The organism is Streptomyces fuscichromogenes (assembly GCF_014645815.1).
Lineage (GTDB): Bacteria > Actinomycetota > Actinomycetes > Streptomycetales > Streptomycetaceae > Streptomyces > Streptomyces fuscichromogenes.
Genome location: NZ_BMML01000010.1, coordinates 23,898 through 43,964, shown reverse-complemented (window position 1 = coordinate 43,964; position 20,067 = coordinate 23,898). Strand labels below are relative to the sequence as shown.

17 protein-coding genes are annotated in these 20,067 nt (G+C 70.1%); 11 read left to right on the top strand and 6 right to left on the bottom strand.

Annotated elements, in window-relative coordinates:
* Both secF and IEZ11_RS22480 read left to right on the top strand, forming a co-directional pair.
* Positions 1-1,110 (top strand): protein translocase subunit SecF, encoded by a 1,110-nt coding sequence (gene secF / locus IEZ11_RS22485; protein WP_189264645.1) that lies wholly within the window; start codon positions 1-3, stop codon positions 1,108-1,110.
* Positions 1,107-1,658: an adenine phosphoribosyltransferase gene (locus tag IEZ11_RS22480; protein ID WP_189264644.1), complete on the top strand. Its 552-nt coding sequence runs from the start codon at positions 1,107-1,109 to the stop codon at positions 1,656-1,658. Before secF ends, IEZ11_RS22480 begins: the two co-directional genes overlap by 4 nt.
* Before the next feature lie 110 nt (positions 1,659-1,768).
* Here IEZ11_RS22480 and IEZ11_RS22475 read toward each other — a convergent pair whose 3' ends face one another.
* On the bottom strand, positions 1,769-2,092 hold the full coding sequence (locus IEZ11_RS22475; RefSeq protein ID WP_189264643.1) for a hypothetical protein: 324 nt from the start codon (positions 2,090-2,092) through the stop codon (positions 1,769-1,771).
* Positions 2,093-2,350: 258 nt separating this feature from the next.
* Between IEZ11_RS22475 and IEZ11_RS22470 the strand changes: the two genes are divergently transcribed.
* Entirely contained in the window at positions 2,351-4,891 is a 2,541-nt protein-coding gene (locus IEZ11_RS22470) for a RelA/SpoT family protein (RefSeq protein WP_189264642.1), read from the top strand.
* Positions 4,892-4,963: 72 nt separating this feature from the next.
* On the opposite strand, the gene IEZ11_RS22465 is transcribed toward IEZ11_RS22470, so the two are convergent.
* Together IEZ11_RS22465 and IEZ11_RS22460 are read right to left on the bottom strand one after the other, a co-directional pair.
* Positions 4,964-6,193, bottom strand: coding sequence for a DUF349 domain-containing protein (locus IEZ11_RS22465; RefSeq protein ID WP_189264641.1), 1,230 nt, complete (start codon positions 6,191-6,193; stop codon positions 4,964-4,966).
* Between the two features lie 134 nt (positions 6,194-6,327).
* Positions 6,328-7,149: a peptidylprolyl isomerase gene (locus IEZ11_RS22460; RefSeq protein ID WP_189264640.1), complete on the bottom strand. Its 822-nt coding sequence runs from the start codon at positions 7,147-7,149 to the stop codon at positions 6,328-6,330.
* A gap of 180 nt (positions 7,150-7,329) precedes the next feature.
* Between IEZ11_RS22460 and IEZ11_RS22455 the strand changes: the two genes are divergently transcribed.
* On the top strand, positions 7,330-8,040 hold the full coding sequence (locus tag IEZ11_RS22455) for an MBL fold metallo-hydrolase (RefSeq protein ID WP_189264639.1): 711 nt from the start codon (positions 7,330-7,332) through the stop codon (positions 8,038-8,040).
* 13 nt (positions 8,041-8,053) lie between these two features.
* Positions 8,054-9,316 carry a histidine--tRNA ligase gene (gene hisS / locus IEZ11_RS22450; protein ID WP_189264638.1) on the top strand — a complete coding sequence of 421 codons (1,263 nt, stop codon included), beginning with the start codon at positions 8,054-8,056 and terminating at the stop codon, positions 9,314-9,316.
* 48 nt (positions 9,317-9,364) lie between these two features.
* On the opposite strand, the gene IEZ11_RS22445 is transcribed toward hisS, so the two are convergent.
* Entirely contained in the window at positions 9,365-10,228 is an 864-nt protein-coding gene (locus IEZ11_RS22445) for an ABC transporter permease (RefSeq protein ID WP_189264637.1), read from the bottom strand.
* A complete protein-coding gene (locus IEZ11_RS22440; protein WP_189264636.1) occupies positions 10,225-11,091 on the bottom strand; it encodes an ABC transporter ATP-binding protein in 867 nt (288 codons plus the stop codon). Before IEZ11_RS22440 ends, IEZ11_RS22445 begins: the two co-directional genes overlap by 4 nt.
* A gap of 146 nt (positions 11,092-11,237) precedes the next feature.
* Between IEZ11_RS22440 and IEZ11_RS22435 the strand changes: the two genes are divergently transcribed.
* The 3 genes from IEZ11_RS22435 to rpsD all read left to right on the top strand — a co-directional run bounded on the left by IEZ11_RS22435 (position 11,238) and on the right by rpsD (position 14,227).
* Positions 11,238-11,894 carry a vitamin K epoxide reductase family protein gene (locus IEZ11_RS22435; protein WP_189264635.1) on the top strand — a complete coding sequence of 219 codons (657 nt, stop codon included), beginning with the start codon at positions 11,238-11,240 and terminating at the stop codon, positions 11,892-11,894.
* 59 nt (positions 11,895-11,953) lie between these two features.
* On the top strand, positions 11,954-13,309 hold the full coding sequence (locus tag IEZ11_RS22430; protein WP_189264634.1) for a replication-associated recombination protein A: 1,356 nt from the start codon (positions 11,954-11,956) through the stop codon (positions 13,307-13,309).
* Between the two features lie 303 nt (positions 13,310-13,612).
* Entirely contained in the window at positions 13,613-14,227 is a 615-nt protein-coding gene (rpsD, locus tag IEZ11_RS22425; protein WP_089103239.1) for a 30S ribosomal protein S4, read from the top strand.
* Positions 14,228-14,254: 27 nt separating this feature from the next.
* Here rpsD and IEZ11_RS22420 read toward each other — a convergent pair whose 3' ends face one another.
* On the bottom strand, positions 14,255-16,432 hold the full coding sequence (locus IEZ11_RS22420) for an ATP-binding protein (protein WP_189264633.1): 2,178 nt from the start codon (positions 16,430-16,432) through the stop codon (positions 14,255-14,257).
* 151 nt (positions 16,433-16,583) lie between these two features.
* Between IEZ11_RS22420 and IEZ11_RS22415 the strand changes: the two genes are divergently transcribed.
* From IEZ11_RS22415 to alaS, 3 genes are read left to right on the top strand one after another with little or no spacing between them, the layout of a single operon-like run.
* Positions 16,584-17,024, top strand: a complete 441-nt coding sequence (locus tag IEZ11_RS22415; RefSeq protein ID WP_189264632.1) for a DUF948 domain-containing protein — start codon at positions 16,584-16,586, stop codon at positions 17,022-17,024.
* A 12-nt stretch (positions 17,025-17,036) separates the two neighbouring features.
* The gene (locus IEZ11_RS22410) at positions 17,037-17,384 is read left to right on the top strand and encodes a hypothetical protein (RefSeq protein ID WP_189264631.1); all 348 of its coding nucleotides are present in this window, start codon (positions 17,037-17,039) and stop codon (positions 17,382-17,384) included.
* Positions 17,384-20,056 carry an alanine--tRNA ligase gene (gene alaS / locus IEZ11_RS22405; RefSeq protein WP_189264630.1) on the top strand — a complete coding sequence of 891 codons (2,673 nt, stop codon included), beginning with the start codon at positions 17,384-17,386 and terminating at the stop codon, positions 20,054-20,056. Before IEZ11_RS22410 ends, alaS begins: the two co-directional genes overlap by 1 nt.
* Positions 20,057-20,067: the final 11 nt, after the last annotated feature.

Here is a 20,067-nt window from a genome sequence, read left to right as displayed (position 1 = left end):
ATGTCGAAACTCGGCAACCTCGGCGCCCGACTCCACCGCGGCGAGATCAGCTACGACTTCGTCGGCAAGCGCAAGATCTGGTACGGCGTCTCCATCCTGATCACCATCACGGCCATCGTCGGCCTGGCGGTGCGCGGCCTGAACATGGGCATCGACTTCCAGGGCGGCGCCGTCTTCACCACCTCGAAGACCAGTGTCTCGGTGGCCCAGGCGGAGACCTTCGCCAAGGAGGCCTCCGGCCACGAGGCGGTCGTGCAGAAGCTCGGCACGGGCGGTCTGCGCATCCAGATCGCCGGCATGGACACCGCGAAGTCGGACACGACCAAGGTCAAGCTGGCCAAGGACATGAAGGTGGACCCCGAGTCCATCAACTCCGACCTGGTCGGCCCCAGCTGGGGTGACGAGATCGCCAACAAGGCCTGGGAAGGCCTCGGCATCTTCATGGTCCTCGTGGTGATCTACCTGGCGATCGCCTTCGAGTGGCGGATGGCGGTCGCGGCCCTGGTCGCGCTGATCCACGACATCACCATCACGACCGGTATCTACGCGCTGGTCGGCTTCGAGGTCACGCCCGGCACGATCATCGGTCTGCTGACGATCCTCGGTTACTCGCTCTACGACACGGTCGTCGTCTTCGACAGCCTCAAGGAGCAGACGAAGGACATCACCAAGCAGACCCGCTTCACCTACAGCGACATCGCCAACCACTCGATCAACGGCACCCTGGTCCGTTCGATCAACACCACGGTCGTCGCGCTGCTGCCGGTCGCGGGTCTGCTGTTCATCGGTGGCGGCTTCCTCGGCGCGGGCACGCTCAACGACATCTCGCTGTCGCTGTTCGTGGGTCTGGCCGCCGGTGCCTACTCCTCGATCTTCATCGCCACGCCGCTCGTCGCCGACCTCAAGGAGGCCGAGCCGCAGATGAAGGCGCTGAAGAAGCGCGTCCTCGCCAAGCGCGCCCAGGCCGCCGCCGAGGAGGAGATGGCCGAGGCCCGGGTCGGCGGTTCCGAGGACCCCGAGGACGCCGCTCCGGCCGTCGTCGGCCCGCGCAACCAGCCGGCGTCCCGTAACCGCGGCGGTCGCGGCAAGCCCTCCGGGAAGCGCCGATGACGGAGCTCGCGGGCAACATCACGGAGCTGCTGCTCAGCCGTATCCGGGACGTCGAGGACTACCCGGAGCAGGGGGTGATGTTCAAGGACATCACCCCGCTGCTGGCGGACCCGGAGGCGTTCACGGCCCTCGTCGACGCGCTGGCCGGCATCGCGGTCAGCAGCGGCGCCACGAAGATCGTCGGACTGGAGGCCCGCGGCTTCATCCTCGGCGCCCCGGTCGCCGTGCGGGCCGGGCTCGGCTTCATCCCCGTGCGCAAGGCGGGCAAGCTCCCCGGAGCCACCCTCCGCCAGGCGTACGAGCTGGAGTACGGCTCCGCCGAGATCGAGGTGCACGCCGAGGACCTGTCCGCGGGCGACCGCGTCATGGTCGTCGACGACGTCCTCGCGACCGGCGGTACCGCGGAGGCCTCCCTCCAGCTCATCCGCCGGGCGGGCGCCGAGGTGGCGGGTCTCGCCGTCCTGATGGAGCTGGGGTTCCTGGGCGGCCGTGCCCGCCTGGAACCGGCGCTCAGGGGCGCCCCCCTGGAGGCGGTGCTCACCGTCTGAGCGGAGTCCCGGAAACGAAATGACACAGCCCCGAGTGCGACTTCATTGCGCACTCGGGGCCGTGTCGTTTTTGTTCGGCGCTTATTTATGCCATCCGGCCGACCGCGAAATCAGCAGTTCTCGATGTCCTGGGATTCGATGGTGCCGGGCTCCTTGAGGTGACCCTTCGCATCGCCCGCGGCGGTGATGCGGTGCAGGTTGTTCTCCTGGCCGTCCTTCCACCAGACACACAGGTGCTGGGTCGTGCTGCACGTGTTGTGGTAGTAGATGGCGGTCGTGCTGGTCCCGTCGGCCCAGGACCAGTTGAAGCAGGTCACGCTGCCTCGGTGCGTCGACATCGGGGTCACGGTGGCCGCCTGGGCGGGCAGCGCGACCGCCGCACTCAGGCCCACCGTCAGGGCCGCGGCCGCCACTGCCTTTCCGAATATCCTCATGCTGTCTCCCGTTTTTGTTTTTCGAAGCGGGAAAACGGTCAATTCCCCCGCTTCTGGTCGAAGTTGATCTTAGGCGGCGCGCGATGTTCGAGTCAACGGAATTAATACCACCGGCTTTTCCGCACCGTTCAATTGGTGACTTTCTGGGCAAAGGGCGGCGTCGTCCGGACGGGCTCCGCACGTTCGTCGGCGGCCGGATCGCTACCATGGTTGTCCGGGGCCTGACTGGGGGACCCGGATCGCGCACGAGGAGTCCTCTTGCCAGACGAGGCCCAGCACCTGACCGCCGCCAAGCCCGAGTCCGCCTCGGCGGCCGCGGCCAAGCCCGCGCCGAGCACGCCGCACGCGAAGAACGACGCCCGCGGGCCGGTGGAGCACGCCCAGTCCGCGCCCGCCGACAAGTCGGCCGAGCAGTCGCGTCCCAAGCCGGCCCCGCCCGAGCGCACCGCGACGCCGCCCGCGGTCCGTCCGAACGCCGGCCAGCCCGCCCGCTCCGGCTCCTCCAACCGCGTCCGCGCCCGCCTCGCCCGCCTCGGCGTGCAGCGCGCGAACCCGTACAACCCGGTGCTGGAGCCGCTGCTGCGCATAGTCCGCAGCAACGACCCCAAGATCGAGAACGCCACCCTGCGCCAGATCGAGCGCGCCTATCAGGTCGCCGAGCGCTGGCACCGCGGCCAGAAGCGCAAGAGCGGCGACCCGTACATCACGCACCCGCTCGCGGTCACCACCATCCTCGCCGAGCTGGGCATGGACCCGGCCACCCTGATGGCGGGCCTGCTGCACGACACCGTCGAGGACACCGAGTACGGCCTGGAGGACCTGCGCCGCGACTTCGGCGACGTCGTGACGCTGCTCGTCGACGGCGTGACCAAGCTGGACAAGGTCAAGTTCGGCGAGGCGGCGCAGGCCGAGACCGTGCGCAAGATGGTCGTCGCCATGGCCAAGGACCCGCGCGTCCTGGTCATCAAGCTCGCCGACCGCCTGCACAACATGCGCACCATGCGCTACCTCAAGCGCGAGAAGCAGGAGAAGAAGGCGCGCGAGACCCTGGAGATCTACGCGCCGCTCGCCCACCGGCTGGGCATGAACACCATCAAGTGGGAGCTGGAGGACCTCGCGTTCGCGATCCTCTACCCCAAGATGTACGACGAAATCGTCCGGCTGGTGGCCGAGCGCGCCCCGAAGCGCGACGAGTACCTGGCCATAGTGACCGACGAGGTCCAGTCCGACCTGCGCGCCGCCCGTATCAAGGCGACCGTCACCGGCAGACCGAAGCACTACTACAGCGTCTACCAGAAGATGATCGTCCGCGGCCGGGACTTCGCGGAGATCTACGACCTGGTGGGCATCCGCGTCCTGGTGGACACCGTCCGCGACTGCTACGCGGCCCTGGGCACCGTCCACGCGCGCTGGAACCCGGTTCCGGGGCGATTCAAGGACTACATCGCGATGCCCAAGTTCAACATGTACCAGTCGCTGCACACGACGGTCATCGGCCCCAACGGCAAGCCGGTCGAACTCCAGATCCGCACCTTCGACATGCACCGCCGCGCCGAGTACGGCATCGCCGCGCACTGGAAGTACAAGCAGGAGGCCGTCGCCGGCGCTTCCAAGGTCCGTACCGACGTGCCGAAGTCGGCCGGCAAGGGCAAGGACGACCACCTCAACGACATGGCGTGGCTGCGCCAGTTGCTGGACTGGCAGAAGGAGACCGAGGACCCCAGCGAGTTCCTGGAGTCCCTGCGCTTCGACCTGTCCCGCAACGAGGTCTTCGTCTTCACGCCCAAGGGCGACGTCATAGCGCTCCCGGCCGGGGCCACCCCGGTCGACTTCGCGTACGCGGTCCACACCGAGGTCGGCCACCGCACGATAGGCGCGCGCGTCAACGGCCGTCTGGTGCCGCTGGAGTCGACGCTGGACAACGGCGACCTGGTCGAGGTCTTCACCTCCAAGGCGACCGGAGCCGGACCGTCCCGCGACTGGCTCGGCTTCGTCAAGTCCCCGCGCGCCCGCAACAAGATCCGCGGCTGGTTCTCCAAGGAGCGCCGGGACGAGGCGATCGAGCAGGGCAAGGACGCCATCGTCCGCGCGATGCGCAAGCAGAACCTGCCGATCCAGCGCATCCTCACCGGCGACTCGCTGGTCACGCTGGCGCACGAGATGCGCTACCCGGACATCTCCTCGCTGTACGCGGCGATCGGCGAGGGCCATGTGGCCGCGCAGAACGTCGTGCAGAAGCTGGTGCAGGCGCTCGGCGGCGAGGAGGCGGCCACCGAGGAGATCGACGAGGCGGTCCCGCCGACCCGCGGCCGCCGCAGCAAGCGGCGCAGCAACCAGGACCCCGGTGTGGTCGTCAAGGGCGTCGACGACGTCTGGGTCAAGCTGGCCCGCTGCTGTACGCCGGTGCCCGGCGACCCGATCATCGGCTTCGTCACGCGCGGCAGCGGTGTGTCGGTGCACCGCAGCGACTGCGTCAACGTGGAGTCGCTCTCCCGGGAGCCCGAGCGCATCCTCGACGTCGAGTGGGCGCCCACCCAGTCCTCGGTCTTCCTGGTCGCCATCCAGGTCGAGGCGCTGGACCGCTCCCGGCTGCTCTCGGACGTCACCCGGGTCCTGTCCGACCAGCACGTCAACATCCTCTCCGCGGCCGTCCAGACCTCCCGCGACCGGGTGGCCACCTCCCGCTTCACCTTCGAGATGGGCGACCCCAAGCACCTGGGCCACGTCCTGAAGGCCGTACGGGGCGTGGAGGGCGTGTACGACGTCTACCGGGTCACCTCGGCGCGCAACCGGTCCTAGCGAGGCGGCGGGACACGACGAGAGGGGCCCCGTACGCCGTGTACGGGGCCCCTCTCGGTGTCAGGGGGAATCTCAGCCGCCGAACTCCTGGAGGCCCTTCAGGGCCTGGTCCAGGAGCGCCTGGCGGCCCTCCAGCTCACGCTCCAGCTTCTCCGCCTTCGACGTGTTGCCCTGGCCGCGGGCCTGCTCGATCTGCGCCCCCAGCTTGTCCACGGCCGCCTGGAGCTGGCCGGTCAGACCCGCGGCACGCGCGCGTGCCTCCGGGTTGGTCCGGCGCCACTCGGCCTCCTCGGCCTCCTGGATGGCCCGGTCGACCGTGTGCATCCGGCCCTCGACCTTGGGACGCGCGTCGCGCGGCACATGGCCGATGGCCTCCCACCGCTCGTTGATCGAGCGGAAGGCGGACCGCGCGGCCTTCAGGTCGGTGATCGGCAGGAGCTTCTCGGCCTCCCCGGCCAGCTCCTCCTTCAGCTTCAGGTTCTCCGTCTGCTCCGCGTCCCGCTCGGCGAAGGCGGACCCGCGCGCCGCGAAGAACACGTCCTGGGCGCCGCGGAAGCGGTTCCACAGGTCGTCCTCGTGCTCACGCTGGGCGCGGCCGGCGGCCTTCCAGTCGGCCATCAGCTCGCGGTAGCGCGCGGCCGTCGGACCCCAGTCCGTCGAGTCCGACAGCGCCTCGGCCTCGGCGACCAGCTTCTCCTTGGCCTTGCGGGCGTCCTCGCGCTGTGCGTCGAGCTGGGCGAAGTGCGCCTTGCGGCGCTTGGAGAACGCCGACCGGGCGTGCGAGAAGCGGTGCCACAGCTCGTCGTCGGACTTGCGGTCCAGGCGCGGCAGACCCTTCCAGGTGTCCACCAGGGACCGCAGCCGCTCACCGGCGGCCCGCCACTGGTCGGACTGGGCCAGCTGCTCGGCCTCGACGACCAGGTCCTCCTTGGCCTGACGGGCCTCGTCGGACTGCTTGGCACGCTGTGCCCGACGCTCCTCGCGACGCGAGTCGACGGTCTTCACCAGCTCGCCGAGCCGGGTCCGCAGCGCCTCCAGATCACCGACCGCGTGGTGTGCCTCCACCTGCTCGCGCAGGTGGTCGATGGCGACCTGGGCGTCCTTCGCGGACAGGTCGGTGGTCTGTACTCGCTTCTCGAGGAGGCCGATCTCGACAACCAGGCCCTCGTACTTGCGCTCGAAGTAGGCCAACGCCTCCTCGGGGGAGCCCGCCTGCCAGGAACCGACGACCTGCTCGCCCTCGGCCGTACGCACGTACACGGTCCCCGTCTCGTCGACGCGGCCCCACGGGTCGCTGCTCACAGCGCCTCCTCCACATGATGCCCGCGAGGGGCCTCAGCGCCCCCGGGCATCGTCCACATTTCGTCACGGCCAACATAGGCGACCGGCGGGTTGCCTGTCCGCATCCCGCGCGACCGAAATTACGCAGTTGGTGGTCAGGATTTGGTGACCGTGGCCTTGTTGATCACGACCGTCGCGTTCGGCGCTCCGTCACCCTGACCCGTGCTCTCACCCGCCGCGGCGATTTTCTTCAGGACCTTCAGTCCGGCCGCGTCGACGGTGCCGAACGGGGTGTAGCTGGCCGGCAACTGGCTGTCCTGGTAGACGAGGAAGAACTGGCTGCCACCGGTGTGCTTCTGGCCCGTGTTGGCCATCGCGACCGTACCCGCCGGATAGACGCCGCCCTTCAGGCTTTTGTCCTTCAGGTTCTCGTCCGGGATCGTGTACCCGGGACCGCCGCTGCCGGTACCCGTCGGGTCGCCGCACTGGAGCACGTAGATGCCGTTGGTGGTGAGCCGGTGGCACTTGGTGTGGTCGAAGAAGCCCTTCGACGCGAGGAAGTCGAACGAGTTGGCGGTGTGCGGGGCCGCCGCCGTCTTCAGCGCGACGTCGATGTCGCCGCACGTCGTCGCCAGCTTCAAGGTGTAGTCGGCGGACGTGTCGATCGTCATCGCCGGCTCCTTCTTCCAGCTCAGCTTCTTCACCTTGCCGGCCGCGGCCTTCTCGCACGGGTCCGGCGCCTTGCTGGCACTGGGCGTGGCACTGGGCGTCGTCTGCGAGCTGGCGTTCGCCTTGTCGTCGTTCTTCAGCACGCCGGTCGTGTACAGCGCGACGCTGCCGATCACGATCACGCCGAGCACGGACGCGATCACGGAGTTGCGCATGCGTGCCTTGCGGCGTGCGCTGGTACGCCGCTGCTGCTGCCGCAAGAACTTCTCCCGGGCGAGCTGACGCCGCCGCTGCTCCTGGGTGACCACCGGGTTCTCTCCTCATGCGTGTCGTATATGTCGACCGGTACGCGTGCGTCCTGTGCGCTGTGTGAGCCGACCAGTGCGTGTAGCCCCGTACCGTATATGGGTTCGCTGAGGAAACGGCAGCGCCGGTAGGCTCTGGACCACAGCTTGTAGCCACCCGAACCGACACAACGAAGGACGATCGTGCTCATTGCCGGGTTCCCCGCCGGGGCCTGGGGGACGAACTGTTATCTCGTCGCCCCCGCCGCCGGCGCGGAGTGCGTGATCATCGACCCCGGCCACCAGGCCGCCGAAGGCGTCGAGGAAGCACTGAAGAAGCATCGGCTCAAGCCCGTCGCCGTCGTCCTCACCCATGGCCACATCGACCACGTGGCCTCGGTCGTCCCCGTCTGCGGAGCACACGACGTACCGGCCTGGATCCACCCCGAGGACCGGTACATGATGAGCGACCCCGAGAAGGCGCTCGGCCGGTCCATCGGCATGCCGCTGATGGGCGAGCTGACGGTGGGGGAGCCGGACGAGGTCAGGGAGCTGACCGACGGCGTGAAACTGTCGCTCGCCGGGCTGGAGTTCTCCGTCGCGCACGCGCCGGGCCATACCAGGGGGTCGGTGACCTTCCAGATGCCGGAGACGGCCGAGATCCCCTCGGTCTTCTTCTCGGGCGATCTGCTCTTCGCCGGCTCCATCGGACGCACGGACCTGCCGGGCGGCTCCATGGACGACATGCTGGTCTCGCTGGCCCGCGTGTGCCTGCCGCTCGACGACTCCACCGTGGTGCTGTCCGGCCACGGCCCCCAGACGACCATCGGCCAGGAGCGCGCCACCAACCCCTATCTGCGGCAGGTGGCCGCCGAAGGCCAGGGAGCGCCCAAGGCTCCCCGACGAGGAATGTGACGAGAGACCTTCCGTGAGCACTTTTCAGGCCCCCAAGGGTACGTACGACCTGATCCCGCCGGAGAGCGCCAAGTACCTGGCCGTCCGCGAGGCGATCGCCGCGCCGCTGCGCAACTCCGGCTACGGCTACATCGAGACCCCGGGCTTCGAGAGCGTCGAGCTCTTCGCGCGCGGTGTCGGCGAGTCCACCGACATCGTGACCAAGGAGATGTACGCGTTCGAGACGAAGGGCGGCGACAAGCTGGCCCTGCGCCCCGAAGGCACGGCCTCCGTGCTGCGCGCCGCCCTGGAGGCCAACCTCCACAAGGCCGGAAACCTCCCCGTCAAGCTCTGGTACTCCGGCTCGTACTACCGCTACGAGCGCCCGCAGAAGGGCCGTTACCGCCACTTCTCGCAGGTCGGTGCCGAGGCGATCGGTGCCGAGGACCCGGCCCTGGACGCCGAGCTGATCATCCTGGCCGACCAGGCGTACCGCTCGCTGGGCCTGAGCAACTTCCGCATCCTGCTCAACAGCCTGGGCGACAAGGAGTGCCGCCCGGTGTACCGCGCGGCCCTCCAGGACTTCCTGCGCGGCCTCGACCTGGACGAGGACACCCTGCGCCGGGCCGAGATCAACCCTCTGCGCGTCCTGGACGACAAGCGCGAGTCGGTCCAGAAGCAGCTGGGCGACGCGCCTCTCCTGCGCGACTACCTCTGCGACGCCTGCAAGGCGTACCACGAGGAGGTCCGCGAGCTGATCACGGCCGCGGGCGTCGCCTTCGAGGACGACCCGAAGCTGGTCCGGGGCCTCGACTACTACACCCGCACCACCTTCGAGTTCGTCCACGACGGCCTGGGCTCCCAGTCCGCGGTGGGCGGCGGCGGCCGCTACGACGGCCTGTCGGAGATGATCGGCGGCCCCGCGCTGCCCTCCGTCGGCTGGGCCCTCGGCGTCGACCGCACGGTCCTCGCCCTGGAGGCCGAGGGTGTCGAACTCGACATCCCGTCCGCCACCAGCGTCTTCGCGGTGCCGCTCGGCGAGGAGGCGCGGCGCGTGCTCTTCGCGAAGGTCACGGAGCTGCGCCGGGTCGGCATCGCGGCGGACTTCTCCTACGGTGCCAAGGGGCTCAAGGGCGCCATGAAGAACGCCAACCGCAGCGGCGCCCGCTACACGATCGTCGCCGGCGAGCGCGACCTCGCCGAGGGCGTCGTCCAGCTGAAGGACATGGAGTCCGGCGAGCAGTCGGCGATCGGCGTCAACGAGATCGTGGCGGAACTGGAGTCCCGACTGGGCTGACCGCCCGGGGGCGGTGGGAGTTCACCGCCCCCCGCCGCCCCCCGCCGGTCATCCGTCGCGCCGGGTCTTCCAGCGGAAGGTCAGCAGGCACAGCGCCAGTCCTCCGACGCACCAGGCGGCCAGCACCAGGGCGATCCGTCCGAACTCCCAGTCGCCCGCCTGCTCCAGGACCTTCGCCGAGTCGGGCAGGAACACCCCGCGCAGCCCCTGGCACAGCCACTTCAGCGGAAACAGGGCGCCCAGGTCCAGCATCCAGCCCGGGACGCTGTCGACCGAGATGTACACCCCGGAGATGAACTGGAGGACCAGGAAGGGGAGTACGACCACCGAGCTGGCGCTCTTCGCCGACCTGGGCACCGAGCTGATCGCGATGCCGAGCAGCGCGCACCCGGTCAGCCCCAGCACGAAGATCCATGCGAAGTCCAGCCAGCGGGCCGCGGAGGTGGGCAGCGGGACGTCGTACAGCGTCGTGCCCACGGCGAGCAGGATCGCCGTCTCCAGCACGCCCGTGAAGAGAACCAGCCAGATCTTGCCGAGGAAGTACGCGGCCGCCGGCATCGGCGTCCCGCGCAGCCGGCGCAGGGCCTTCTCGTCGCGTTCGACCGCGATCGAGATGCCCAGCGACTGGAAGCTGGTGGACATGATCCCGGAGGCCATCATGGCGGGCACGTAGAGCTGGGAGGCCGTGACACCGCTGCCCTGGACGTCGTCGTGGAAGATCGACGCGAACAGGAAGAGGAAGACGACCGGGAAGGAGAAGGTGAAGACCACCTGGTCGCGCTGGCGGAAGAACTGCCTGATCTCCAGGGCGCCCCTGCGCAGGCCCAGGGCCCAGGCGCCGGGCAGGCGTCCGTCGCCGCCGCGGGCCCGTACGGACACGGTGGTCGTCGTGGTCGTCGCCCGGTCTGTCATCGCACGGTCTCCTGTCCGGTCAGGCGGAGGTAGACGTCCTCCAGGGTGGGGCGGCTCACCCGCAGCCCGGGGATCTCGCCGTCGAAGCGGCGCATCAGCCCGGCGACCGTCCTGGTCGGGGTCTCGGTGTGCTCCGTGCGCGCCGTGCCGTCGGGCTCGGTCCACTCGACGGCGGCGCCGGTGCCGAAACGGTCCCGCAGCGCCTGCGGCTCGCCCTCGGCGACCACCCGGCCGCCGGCGAGGATCGCCAGCCGGTCGGCGAGCGCCTCCGCCTCCTCCAGGTAGTGGGTGGTCAGCAGGATCGTCGTGCCCTCGTCCGCGAGCAGCCGGATCAGGTCCCAGAACCGGCGCCGGGCCGCCGGGTCGAAACCGGTCGTCGGCTCGTCCAGCAGCAGGAGCTCCGGGTCGCCGATCACGCCGAGCGCCACGTCCAGGCGGCGGCGCTGGCCGCCCGACAGGGACTTGATCCGGCTGTCCGCCTTGGCCTCCAGACCGACCAGGCCGATCACCTGCTCCGGGTCGCGCGGCCGCGGGTAGTAGTGCGCGAAATGCCGTACCGTCTCGCGGACCGTCAACTCGGCGGGCGCCGATTCGTCCTGCCAGACGATTCCCACCCGGGACCGCCACGCGCGCGTGCCCGTCGCCGGGTCCGCGCCCAGGACCGACACCTCGCCCGCGTCCCGGCTCCGGTTGCCCTGGAGGATCTCCACCGTCGTGCTCTTGCCCGCCCCGTTGGGTCCGAGCAGGCCGAACACCTCGCCCCGCCGGATGCCCAGGTCGATGCCGTCCACCGCGGTCACGTCGCCGTACCGCTTGCGCAGTCCGCGGACGTCCACCGCGAGTTCGTACCCGTGTGCTGTCATGACCCCGATCATCGGCCGGAACCGGGCTCTCCGGGACGGCCGTGCGTACTTCCTTATGTCCACCGAACGGTGGACGGGGCGCCTCGTGCGGCACAATGGCCCCTGCCCGAAGAAGTTCCAACTCTCAAACAGACGGAATCGGCGTGATGAGCAAGACGACAGTCAAGGACGTCTCCACCGAGCCCGAGCCCGAGCACGCCTCCGCGGCACCGCGCACCGAGGGCGGCAGTCTCGCCTTCTCGCTGCTGCTGATCATCACCGGCGCCGCCGGACTGCTGGCCGCGTGGGTCATCACGATCGACAAGTTCAAGCTGCTGGAAGCCAAGATCGCGGGCAAGACGTTCACCCCCGGCTGCAGCCTCAACCCGGTGGTCTCCTGCGGCAGCGTCATGCAGTCCAAGCAGGCCGCCGCCTTCGGCTTCCCGAACCCGATGCTCGGCCTGGTCTGCTACGGCATCGTCATCTGCGTCGGCATGAGCCTGCTGACCCGCGCCCGCTTCCCGCGCTGGTACTGGCTGACCTTCAACTTCGGCACGCTCTTCGGCGTCGGCTTCTGCACCTGGCTGCAGTTCCAGTCCCTGTACCGGATCAACGCGCTGTGCCTGTGGTGCTCGCTGGCCTGGGTCGCCACGATCACCATGTTCTGGTACGTGACCTCCTTCAACATCCGCAAGAGCTTCCTGCCCGCCCCGAACTGGCTGAAGTCCTTCTTCGGCGAGTTCACCTGGGTGCTCCCGGTGCTGCACATCGGCATCATCGGCATGCTGATCATGACCCGCTGGTGGGACTTCTGGACCAGCTGACGACCGGGGCCGCCGACCGCCCGGACGGGATTGTCAGTGCCGTGACTTAGGGTTTCAGCGTGGAACCCGACCTGTTCACCGCCGCCGCAGAAGAACGCCAGGAGAAGGACCCGACCGGCAGTCCCCTGGCGGTGCGGATGCGCCCGCGCACCATCGACGAGGTGGTGGGCCAGCAGCATCTGCTGAAGCCTGGGTCGCCGCTGCGCAGACTGGTCGGCGCGGGTTCCGGCGGCCCGGCGGGACCGTCGTCCGTGATCCTCTGGGGGCCGCCCGGCACCGGCAAGACGACCCTCGCGTACGTCGTCTCCAAGGCGACCGACAAGCGGTTCGTGGAGCTCTCCGCGATCACCGCCGGCGTCAAGGAGGTCCGCGCGGTCATCGACGGCGCCCGCCGCGCCACCGGGGGCTACGGCAAGGAGACCGTCCTCTTCCTCGACGAGATCCACCGTTTCAGCAAGGCCCAGCAGGACTCCCTGCTCCCGGCCGTCGAGAACCGCTGGGTCACCCTGGTCGCCGCGACCACCGAGAACCCGTACTTCTCGGTGATCTCCCCGCTCCTGTCCCGCTCCCTGCTCCTCACCCTCGAACCGCTCACCGACGACGACGTCCGGGGCCTCCTCAAGCGGGCCCTGACCGACGAGCGCGGCCTCAGGAGCGCCGTCGCCCTCCCCGAGGACACCGAGGAGCACCTGCTGCGCATCGCCGGCGGCGACGCCCGGCGCGCGCTGACCGCCCTGGAGGCCGCCGCCGGGGCCGCCCTCGACAAGGGCGAGTCGGAGATCGGCCTGCAGACGCTGGAAGAGGTCGTCGACCGGGCCGCGGTGAAGTACGACCGCGACGGCGACCAGCACTACGACGTCGCCAGCGCCCTCATCAAGTCCATCCGGGGCTCCGACGTCGACGCGGCGCTGCACTACCTGGCCCGCATGATCGAGGCCGGCGAGGACCCCCGCTTCATCGCCCGCCGCCTGATGATCTCGGCGAGCGAGGACATCGGCCTCGCCGATCCGAACGCCCTGCCCATAGCCGTGGCCGCCGCCCAGGCCGTCGCCATGATCGGCTTCCCCGAGGCCGCCCTCACCCTCAGCCACGCCACCATCGCCCTGGCCCTGGCCCCCAAGTCCAACTCCGCGACCACCGCGATCGGCGCCGCCCTGGAGGACGTCCGGGGGGGACTGGCCGGCCAGGTGCCCCCGCACCTGCGCGACGGCCACTACAAGGGCGCCGCCAAGCTCGGCCACGCCCAGGGGTACGTGTACCCGCACGACCTGCCCGAGGGCATCGCCGAGCAGCAGTACGCCCCGGACACCGTCAGGGACCGCGAGTACTACGCCCCGACCCGGCACGGCGCCGAGGCGCGCTACGCCGACGCCGTCGAGTGGACCAGGAAGCACCTCGGTCGCAGGCGGTCCTGAGCAGCCTGTAGAATCCCCCGAAGTGCCGAGTCCCGCGCTGTCAGAGCGGGACAGTCGGCCGGAACCCCCGCGAGGGGGATCCAGGAGCGTCGCGCACCGTCGAACGGTGTCGCGGGCAGCCCACCACCATCCGCCGCACGGCGGGACCGGTCGGTGGGCCACTCGCGTGCTGCACGTATGTGCCCAGACCAGGGGAGCGGCTGCCCACCAGGCCCGGCAACGGGTTCCGGCGGGTTTCCCCGGCTGCGGATTGCGACCTCCCTCAACCCTGACAAGCCGAATATCAGAAGGAAGAAAGAGACAGTGGCGAACCAGTCCCGCCCCAAGGTCAAGAAGTCGCGTGCCCTCGGCATCGCGCTGACCCCGAAGGCCGTCAAGTACTTCGAGGCCCGCCCCTACCCGCCGGGTGAGCACGGCCGCGGCCGCAAGCAGAACTCGGACTACAAGGTCCGTCTGCTGGAGAAGCAGCGTCTGCGCGCGCAGTACGACGTGTCCGAGCGCCAGCTCGTCCGCGCCTACGAGCGTGCCTCCAAGGTGCAGGGCAAGACCGGTGAGGCCCTGATCATCGAGCTGGAGCGCCGCCTCGACGCGCTGGTCCTGCGTTCGGGCATCGCCCGCACGATCTACCAGGCCCGCCAGATGGTCGTCCACGGCCACATCCAGGTCAACGGCCAGAAGGTCGACAAGCCGTCCTACCGCGTGCGTCCGGACGACGTCATCCAGGTCCGTGACCGCTCGAAGGACAAGACGCTCTTCCAGATCGCCCGCGAGGGTGGCTTCGCCCCCGACGGCGAGACCCCGCGCTACCTTCAGGTGAACCTCCGCGCCCTGGCCTTCCGCCTGGACCGCGAGCCGAACCGCAAGGAAGTTCCGGTCATCTGCGACGAGCAGCTCGTCGTCGAGTACTACGCCCGCTGATCACCGGCCGGGTGTAGCACCTCAGCGTCAGCCCGTCGTCTCCCCGCCCTTCCGGGTGGGCGAGGCGGCGGGCTTCCGCATGTCCGCGCCGCCCTCCGCGCCGTCCCGGTGCCGGCCCACCGGCTCGCGCGGCACGGGCAGTGCCTCCAGCGGCCGTACCCCGAAGTACTCCAGCGCCCGGGTCACCGCGGCCTCCCGGTCCAGCAGCTCCCCCTGCCGTACGCATTCGGCGTACCGCTCGTCGCCCAGTGCCCGCCGGGCCGTCGCCTCGCACAGCTCGTGCGGGGCGTTGTAGTACGCCGAGCCGAACAGCGGCAGCCCCACCGACGGCCACATCCGCCCGGCCGCGCCCTGCAGCACCGCCGCCTCCGCCGGATCGCCCTGCGCCACCGTCACCAGGGCGAGCAACTCGATCGACAGAACCGAGCCGAGCAGGTCCCGGAAGCCGTGCGCATGGCCCAGGCAGTCGGCCAGCAGCTCCCGGGCCGCCGCGTGATCGCCGTCCTGCCAGGCCGCGTAGGCCAGCACGTACAGCGCGTACGAGCGGGCCCAGCGCTCGCCGTGGTCCTCGCACACCCGGCGCACGTCCTCGCACAGCCGCACCGCGTCCGCCGGATCACCGAGGAACGCCCTGGCCATCGCCAGCTCGACCTGGGCCATCAGGACGTTGCTGTTGAGCTCGCCGATCTCCTGGTAGCGGTCGAGGGCGGAGCGCAGCAGCGTTTCTGCACGTGCCATGTCATCCGTGACCAGGGCCAGACAGCCGGTCCGGTGCTCCGCGTACGCCACCGCCGTCGGGTCGCCCAGCAGCTCGGCCTCCTCCCGGCACTCCTGGAGCGCGGCCAGCGCGGGCACCGCGTCGCCCTGGAGGATCGCCACATACCCGAGCACCCACAAGGCCTTCAGCCGGGACTGCGGATACTCCGAGTCCAGCTCCAGGCTCCGCTCCAGCCAGCGCCTCCCTTCCGAGAGCCGCCCGCAGCCCGCCCAGCAGAACCACAGCGAACCCGCCAGGCACTGGCCCAGATGCGCCTCGTCCGGCTCGGTCAGGCAGTGCTCCAGCGCCGCCCGCAGATTCGGCAGTTCGGCCTCGACCCGGGCGGCCACCCCGGCCTGCCGCGGCGAGAACCACTCCAGCTCGCACCAGGTCGCCAGCCCCATGTACCAGTCCCGGTGCCGGCGCCGCAGCCGCCCCGCGTCGCCCGTCGCCGCCAGCCAGTGCGCGCCGTACGCCCGCACGGTGTCGAGCATCCGGTAGCGCACCCCCGACCGCGTCTCCTCCCGGGACACCACCGACTGGGCGAGCAGCTCCGCCAGCACGTCCAGGACTTCCTCGGCGGCCAGCCCGTCCCCGCTGCACACGTACTCGGCGGCCTCCAGGTCGAAGGCCTGCGCGAACACCGACAGCCGCGCCCACAGCAACCGCTCGGCGGGCGTGCACAGTTCATGGCTCCAGCCGATCGCCGTGCGCAGCGCCCGGTGGCGGGGGAGCGCGTCCTGTCCGCCACCGGTCAGCAGCCGGAACCGGTCGTCGAGCCGCTCCAGCAACTGCCCCGGCGACAGCGCCCGCAGCCGCCCCGCCGCCAGCTCGACCGCCAGCGGGATCCCCTCCAGGCGCCGGCACAGCTCCCGCACCTCCGGGCAGTCCCGCACGTCCAGCCCCTGCCGTCCGGCACGCTCGGCGAACAGCCGCACCGCCTCGTCCTCGCCGAGCGGCGCCAGCGGGAACAGCCGCTCCCCGGCCACCCCGAGCGGCCGCCGGCCCACCCCCAGCACGGTCAGGTCCGGCAGCCGGCGCAACAGCTCGACCACCAGCCCGGCGCACGCGTCGACCAGATGCTCGAACCCGTCCAGGACCAGGAGGATCCGGCGGCCGGCCAGCTGATCGAGGAGCGTCTCGCGCGGCAGCCGGGTGGTGTGGTCGGTCAGACCGAGCGCCTCCACGACCGCGTGGTCCACGAACTCCGGATCCCGCACCGGCGCCAGTTCCACCCGCCACACCCCGTCCCGGGGCGCCGCGCCGGCCGCCGCCCGGGCCGCCAGCCGGGACTTGCCGACCCCGCCGGCCCCGGTCACCGTCACCAGCCGGCCCGACTCCAGGGCCCGGGACAGTTCGCCGAGTTCGGCCGAGCGACCCACGAAGACGGTCAGTTCCAGGGGCAGATTGCCGTCCGCCGAAGGGCCGGGGCGCTGAGGACCTCGCATGGGACACGGAGCGTACTCAACCGTGTTCGGTCCGTACAATCGCTTCCCGCGACCCGGCCCTGTGCGCGCGGTAATCCGGTACGGAGTCCGGTCCCCGGCGCGATAGGCTCGGGGCAGACTTTTCGATGTTCAGGCACGTTTCAGGGAGCGGGTGCGCACGGTGTCCGGTGGAGAGGTGGCCGGGATCCTGGTGGCCGTCTTCTGGGCGATCCTGGTCTCCTTCCTCGCGGTGGCTCTCGTGAGGCTGGCCCAGACGCTCAGGGCGACCACCAAGCTCGTGGCGGACGTGACCGACCAGGCCGTCCCGCTGCTCGCCGACGCCTCCGCGGCCGTACGCTCCGCGCAGACCCAGATCGACCGCGTCGACGCGATCGCGTCCGACGTCCAGGAAGTCACGTCCAACGCCTCCGCGCTCTCCTCCACCGTCGCCTCCACCTTCGGCGGCCCGCTGGTCAAGGTCGCTGCCTTCGGCTACGGCGTGCGCCGGGCGCTGGCCGGCCGCAAGGCGGACGTGCCCGTGAAGGAGCCCAGGCGTACGGTGATCGTGGGCCGGACGGTCCCGGCCGCGCGGCGGAAGAACCGGGGAAAGTAGGAGCCAGGCCACATGTTCCGCCGTACCTTCTGGTTCACCACCGGTGTCGCCGCCGGTGTCTGGGCCACCACCAAGGTCAACCGCAAGCTGAAGCAGCTGACTCCCGAGAGCCTCGCCGCGACCGCCGCGACCAAGGCGCTGGAGACGGGCCACCGGATCAAGGACCGGGCGGTCGGCTTCGCGCTCGACGTCCGCGACAACATGGCCCAGCGGGAGGAAGAGCTGGGTGACGCGCTGGGCATCAACACGGACCCCGAACTCCCCGCGCCCCGGCGGCTCGCCGCCATCGAGAACCGCAGCACCCCGAAGTACGCCGATGACAGGACGACGTACTCGTACAACCGGAATGAGGACCACTGATGGAGTCGGCTGAGATCCGCCGCCGCTGGCTGAGCTTCTACGAGGAGCGCGGTCACACCGTCGTCCCTTCGGCGTCGCTCATCGCGGACGATCCGACTCTGCTCCTCGTCCCGGCCGGCATGGTGCCCTTCAAGCCCTACTTCCTCGGCGAGGTCAAGCCGCCGTGGGCGCGCGCCACCAGCGTGCAGAAGTGCGTGCGCACCCCCGACATCGAAGAGGTCGGCAAGACCACCCGCCACGGCACCTTCTTCCAGATGTGCGGCAACTTCTCGTTCGGCGACTACTTCAAGGAAGGCGCCATCAAGTACGCCTGGGAGCTGCTCACCAGCCCCCAGGACAAGGGCGGTTACGGCCTGGAGCCGGAGAAGCTCTGGATCACCGTCTACCAGGACGACGACGAGGCCGAGCGCATCTGGCACGACGTCATCGGTGTGCCGAAGGAGCGCATCCAGCGCCTCGGCATGAAGGACAACTACTGGTCCATGGGCGTCCCCGGCCCCTGCGGCCCGTGTTCCGAGATCAACTACGACCGCGGCCCCGAGTTCGGCGTCGAGGGCGGCCCCGCCGTCAACGACGAGCGGTACGTGGAGATCTGGAACCTCGTCTTCATGCAGTACGAGCGGGGCGAGGGCATCGGCAAGGACAACTTCGAGATCCTCGGCGAGCTGCCCAGCAAGAACATCGACACGGGCCTCGGCCTGGAACGCCTCGCCATGATTCTGCAGGGCGTGCAGAACATGTACGAGATCGACACCTCGATGGCCGTCATCAAGAAGGCCACCGAGCTGACCGGGGTCCACTACGGCGAGGCCCACGCCTCGGACGTCTCGCTGCGGGTCGTCACCGACCACATGCGCACCTCGGTGATGCTCATCGGCGACGGCGTCACCCCCGGCAACGAGGGCCGTGGCTACGTCCTGCGCCGCATCATGCGCCGCGCCATCCGCAACATGCGCCTGCTCGGCGCCACCGGCCCGGTCGTCCTCGACCTGATCGACACGGTCATCGCGATGATGGGCCAGCAGTACCCCGAGCTGGTCACCGACCGCGAGCGGATCGAGAAGGTCGCCGTCGCCGAGGAGAACGCCTTCCTCAAGACGCTGAAGGCCGGCACCAACATCCTCGACACCGCCGTCACCGAGACCAAGGACGCCGGTGGCTCGGTCCTCGCCGGCGACAAGGCGTTCCTGCTCCACGACACCTGGGGCTTCCCGATCGACCTCACCCTCGAAATGGCCTCCGAGCAGGGCCTTTCCGTGGACGAGGAGGGCTTCCGCCGCCTGATGAAGGAGCAGCGGGAGCGCGCCAAGGCCGACGCCCAGGCCAAGAAGACCGGCCACGCCGGTGCCGGCGCCTACCGCGAGATCGCCGACAGGACCGGCGAGACGGACTTCATCGGCTACTCGGACACCGAGGGCGAGACCACGATCGTCGGCATCCTCGTCGACGGCGCCTCCTCCCCGGCCGCCACCGAGGGCGACGAGGTCGAGATCGTCCTGGACCGCACCCCCTTCTACGCCGAGGGCGGCGGCCAGATCGGCGACACCGGCCGGATCAGGGTCGACACCGGTGCCGTGATCGAGATCCGCGACACCCAGAAGCCGGTCCCGGGCGTCTACGTGCACAAGGGCGTCGTCCAGGTCGGCGAGGTGACGGTCGGCGCCAAGGCGCACGCCTCGATCGACCAGCGCCGCCGGACCGCCATCGCCCGTGCCCACTCGGCCACCCACCTCACCCACCAGGCGCTGCGCGACGCCCTCGGCCCGACGGCCGCCCAGGCCGGTTCCGAGAACCAGCCCGGCCGCTTCCGCTTCGACTTCGGCTCGCCGTCCGCCGTGCCGACGGCCGTGATGACCGACGTCGAGCAGAAGATCAACGAGGTGCTCGCCCGCGACCTCGACGTGCGCGCCGACGTCATGGGCATCGACGAGGCCAAGAAGCAGGGCGCGATCGCCGAGTTCGGCGAGAAGTACGGCGAGCGGGTCCGCGTGGTGACCATCGGCGACTTCTCCAAGGAGCTGTGCGGCGGCACCCACGTCCACAACACCTCCCAGCTGGGCCTGGTGAAGCTGCTCGGCGAGTCCTCGATCGGCTCGGGCGTGCGCCGTATCGAGGCCCTCGTCGGGGTCGACGCCTACAACTTCCTGGCCCGTGAGCACACGGTCGTCGCCCAGCTCCAGGAGCTGATCAAGGGCCGTCCGGAGGAGCTCCCGGAGAAGGTCTCCGCCATGCTCGGCAAGCTGAAGGACGCCGAGAAGGAGATCGAGAAGTTCCGCGCGGAGAAGGTGCTGCAGGCCGCCGGCGGTCTGGTCGAGTCCGCCAAGGACGTCCGCGGGATCGCCGTGGTCACCGGGCAGGTCCCGGACGGCACCACCCCGGACGACCTGCGCAGGCTGGTCCTCGACGTGCGCGGCCGGATCCAGGGCGGACGGGCCGCCGTGGTCGCCCTGTTCACGGTCAACAACGGCAAGCCGCTCACGGTCATCGCCACCAACGACGCCGCCCGCGACCGCGGCCTCAAGGCCGGTGACCTGGTCCGCACCGCCGCCAAGACGCTCGGCGGCGGCGGTGGCGGCAAGCCGGACGTCGCCCAGGGCGGTGGCCAGAACCCGGCCGCGGTCGGCGAGGCCATCGACGCGGTCGAGCGCCTCGTCGACGAGTCGGCCAAGTAAGGAAACGGTCG